At 72.4% G+C, this 4,344-nt stretch carries 3 protein-coding genes; 2 read left to right on the forward strand and 1 reads right to left on the reverse strand.

Features of this window, described 5'->3' with window-relative positions; all coding sequences use genetic code 11:
* The first annotated feature begins 306 nt into the window (after positions 1-306).
* Complete coding sequence (locus IH13_RS45350; RefSeq protein WP_234433485.1) at positions 307-633, forward strand: SDR family NAD(P)-dependent oxidoreductase; 327 nt, start codon at positions 307-309, stop codon at positions 631-633.
* A 102-nt stretch (positions 634-735) separates the two neighbouring features.
* Here the strand turns inward: IH13_RS45350 and IH13_RS0133535 are convergent, their stop codons facing one another.
* Positions 736-2,379 carry a steroid-24-oyl-CoA synthetase gene (locus IH13_RS0133535; protein WP_031090478.1) on the reverse strand — a complete coding sequence of 548 codons (1,644 nt, stop codon included), beginning with the start codon at positions 2,377-2,379 and terminating at the stop codon, positions 736-738.
* A 588-nt stretch (positions 2,380-2,967) separates the two neighbouring features.
* Between IH13_RS0133535 and IH13_RS0133540 the strand changes: the two genes are divergently transcribed.
* A complete protein-coding gene (locus tag IH13_RS0133540) occupies positions 2,968-4,287 on the forward strand; it encodes an ABC transporter substrate-binding protein (protein WP_051836013.1) in 1,320 nt (439 codons plus the stop codon).
* The last annotated feature ends 57 nt before the right edge of the window (positions 4,288-4,344 follow it).

Here is a 4,344-nt window from a genome sequence, read left to right on the forward strand (position 1 = left end):
TCTGCCTTGCCAGCCCGCTCAGAGATGTGTATAAGAGACAGGTGGACGCGGTCGTCACCTGCGCCGGGACCTCCGTACCGGGCACCGCGATGGTGACGGTCAACTACTTCGGCACCACCGCGTTCCTGACGGCCCTGCGGCCGGCCCTGGCCGCCGCCGAGCGGCCCCGCGCCGTGGTCATCGGCTCCCTCTCCGGTACCCAGCCCGCCGACCCGGACGTCGTTTCCGGCTGTCTGGCCGACGACGAGGCCAGCCACGGCCCTGCGCCACGCGGAAGCCGCCGTCGCCGACGGCCGCGCCCGGCAGCTGTACCCCTCCTCCAAGGCGGCGCTCGCCCGATGGGCGCGGCGCACCGCGGTCGCCGAGGGCTGGGCGGACGCCGGAATCGCGCTGAACGTCCTGGCGCCCGGCATCGTGCTCACCCCCATGAGCGCGGGCCTCTTCGACGACCCGGAGATGAAGAAGGTCATGGACGCGGCGGTCCCCATGCCGCTCAACGGCTACCTGCGGCCCGAGGACGTGGCACGGGCGGTGCTGTTCCTGGCCTCCGAAGGGAACAGCCACATCACCGGGCAGGTGCTGTACGTCGACGGAGGCGCCGAGGCCACACTGCGCGGCCCTGAGACCTTCTGAACCGGCGCCGGGTGCCGGTCCCTCGGCACCGGCCGGCACGACCGCTCCCCGGCGGGCCCCCGCACGCCCCCACCGGAAGAACCGTCCGGCGCGGGACCGGCCTCAGACCCGTACCGAGTGCCGGATCACCTTCCCGGTCGCGTTGCGCGGCAGCTGGTCGGCGGTGAGCCGCCACCGCTTGGGCACCTTGAAGTAGGCCAGGGCGTCCGCCGCGTGGTCCCGCAGGGCCTCCTCGGTGGCCGTCGACCCCGGCCTGAGTACCACCACGGCGGCCACCTCCTGGCCCAGGTCCGGGTGCGGTACCCCGAGGACCAGGCACTCCACGACGTCCGGGTGCTGGGCGAGCACCGTCTCGATCTCCGCCGGGTAGACGTTCTCGCCCCCGCGGATGATCAGGTCCGAGCGGCGGCTGCGCAGATACAGCCGGCCCTCGCGCAACTGCCCCAGGTCGCCGGTGCGCAGCCAGCGGTCCTCGTCGACGGCGTTCGCGGTCGCCTCGGGATCGCGCCAGTAGCCCAGCATGTTGAACATGCTGCGGACACAGACCTCGCCCTCCTCGCCCTCCGGGAGGGCCTGGCCGGCCGGGTCGCGGATCTCCAGCCGCACCCCGACGACGGGCCGCCCGAGACTGCCCGGTGCCGCCGCCAGGTCCTGCGGGTTCGCCGCGGCAATGGCCGTACAGGACTCGGTCAGGCCGTAGCTGTCCACCAGTGAGTCCTTCGCGAACGGCACCTCCCGGCGCAGCCGCTCCTTGAACTCCGTCGTCGAGGGCGCCGAGGCCAGGGCGAACGCCGTCAGCGAGGACGTGTCGTAGCGGTCGACCCCGCCGTGTTCGAGCAGCCGGTGGGCCATCGTCGGCACGGCGCCCCAGTTCGTGACGCGTTCCCGTTCCACCATGCCCAGCACCGCGTCCACGTCGAACGCCCCCTGGTGCAGGGCGATCCGGCTGCCCGTGGCCAGCCGGGGCGCGACCAGGTTGTGCAGGCTCGCGATGTGGAACAGGGGCAGCGCCAGCAGGTAGACGCGGTCCTCGGAGGCCACCGGGTCGCCGAACTCCGCCAGCAGGGCGTCGTTCAGGCGGTGGTACTCCACGACGGCCAGCAGATTGCGATGGGTGTGCACGGCCCCCTTCGGGCGGCCCGAGGTCCCCGAGGTGTACAGGATGACGGCCGGGTCGTCCTCGGCGACGTCGGCGGAGGGCAGCGGCGCGTCGGGGTACGCCCCGACGAAGCGGCGGACGTCGTCCTCCAGGGACAGCACCGGGACGGGACAGCCGTCCAGCTTCGCCGACTGCCGGGCGTCCGCCAGCACGAGGGCGGGCTCCGCGTTCTCCACCCCGTAGGCCATCTCGCGCGCCGACCACCAGGCGTTGAACCCGACCGCCACCGCCCCGATGGACACCGTCGCCCAGAACGCCTCGATCCACTCGACACTGTTGGCGGCGGCGATCGCCACCCGGTCGCCCTTGCCGATGCCGTACTCCTCCCGCAGCACCCGGGCCAGCGAGGCGACCTGCGCCGCGTGCTCGGCAAAGGTGATGCGGCGGTCGGCGGTGACGATGTGCTCGCGGTCGCCGTGCGCGACGGACGCGTGCAGGACCTCGTGCAGGGCGCGCTGCCGGTGGACGAAGACCGGCAGCCGGGTGCCCAGGACGTCGTCGTCGGAGAGCTCGAACCGGCCACCGGGGCCGGTGAGCCCGGCGACTGCGGTGAGAGCGGGGGAGCGGTGGTCCGTTTCGCTGGGCATCGGGACTCCTGGTGCGTCGGGGACTCCAGACAGATCGCTTGTCGGGGTCAGTGTCGGTCGCGGGCGGGGCTTCGCCCACCGACGGGTTCCGGTCACCGGGACACCGTGGAGGCCGGCCGTCGGGGGAGGGAACCGCCGCACCTCGGGCACGGTGCCGCCGGGGCCGGGCTCCCGGTGAGTGGGATGCGTCACGTCGGCCGGATTTCGCTCACCGTAGCGTCCCCCCACCTGATCCGGCCTGCTCCTGTCGGCCCGTTCCCTCTCCGCTCCCCGCGACCGGACATCTGGAGGAGACAATGAAGCGAGCACCACGGGTACGCGCCCGCCTCGCCGCCGTCCTGGCCGCCGCGGCTCACCTCCGCGTGCGCCTCACCGGACGGCGGCGACGGCGGAAGCAAGCAACAGAAGGCCGAACGCGGCCGGTACACCTTCGGGAGCGTCGGTGAGCAGCCGGAGGCGGGCGAACCGGTCCGCGGGGGCACCCTCCGCTTCGCGGACTACGCGGAGGCCCGCAGTCTCAGTCCGGCGGCCACCTACGCCACCGGGGCCTCCGGCGGCTCGGCGCTCGCCGCCGTCTACGACGTCCTGATGCGCTACGACACCGCCGCCCAGACCTACGAACCCTGGCTCGCCGAGGCGCTGACGAGCAGCGACGACTCCAAGGTCTGGACGCTCAAGCTCCGCGACGGCGTCCGGTTCTCCGACGGCACCCCCCTCGACGCCGAGGCGGTGGTCGCCAGCCTGGCGTGGTACCAGAAGAACAAGGGCGCCGACACCGCGCTGCTCGCCCCCAACCTGGCGAAGACGGAGGCCGTCGACGACTCCACCGTCGTCTTCACGCTCCGCACCCCCTGGGCCACCTTCCCCGCGATGCTCGCCCAGGCCCCCGGTATGATCGTGGCGCCCGCCGCGTACGCCGGCGACACCTTCCGGCCGATCGGCGCCGGCCCCTTCACCCTCCAGAAGTACGCCCCCCAGGAGGAGATGGTCCTCAAGGCGAACAAGAAGTACTGGAAGGGCGAACCGCACCTCGACGCGGTCCGGTTCACCTGGCCGCAGGCGGACCGGGCCAAACTCGACGCGCTGGAGGACGGCACGACCGACGTGACGTACATGCGCAGCCCCGACGTCGTGGACGACGCCGTGAAGAAGGGCCACCCCGGAGAGCTGACCCTCACCGGCCTCGGCAACATGGTCACCGTCAACACCCGCGAGGGCCGGCCCGGCGAGGACGTACGGATCCGCAAGGCGATGGCGCTGGCCCTCGACCCCGAGCTCGACACCGAGCGCGCCTACGCCGGCAAGGGCCTGCCCGGCCAGGAGATCTTCCCGCCCGAATCGCGCTGGCACTCCGAGGTCAAGCCCCTCGGCATCGACCTGGAGCAGGCGAAGAAGCTCCTCGCCGAGGCCCGCGAGGACGGGTACGACGGCACCATCACCTACATGGACGGCACCGACCCCGTCTCCCGGTCCAAGGCGGTCGTCGTCAAGGCGATGCTCGAACGCGTCGGCTTCAAGGTCGAGCTCGACCTCGTCTCCTCCATCGCCGACCGGGTGTCGAAGACCTACGTCGAGCACGACTTCGACATCAGCCGAGGGGCGGCGAGCGTCTCCGAGAGCGACCCCTACCACCGGCTGCAGAGCGTCCTGAACTCCGAGAGCTACGGCAACCCCGGCGGCTACGCCGACCCGGAGATGGACCAGTTGCTGGTCCGGCTCCAGGGTGCCGAGGACGAGGCCGGGACCCAGAAGGTCCTCGACGACATCCAGACGCTCTTCAACGAGAAGGTCCCCGTCATCAACCTCGGCGCCACCGCCGGATTCACCGCCTGGGGCGAGAACGTGCACGGCATCGTGCCGACCGACGAGTACATGGTGCTCCTCGGCGAGGCGTGGATCGCCCGATGAGACCCGCCCCCGCCGTCCGCGGGCGGGCGCACCGGCCGCCCGCGGACGGGCTCCGGC

The sequence above is a fragment of the Streptomyces sp. NRRL WC-3549 genome, from assembly GCF_000721935.1.
Taxonomy (GTDB): domain Bacteria; phylum Actinomycetota; class Actinomycetes; order Streptomycetales; family Streptomycetaceae; genus Streptomyces.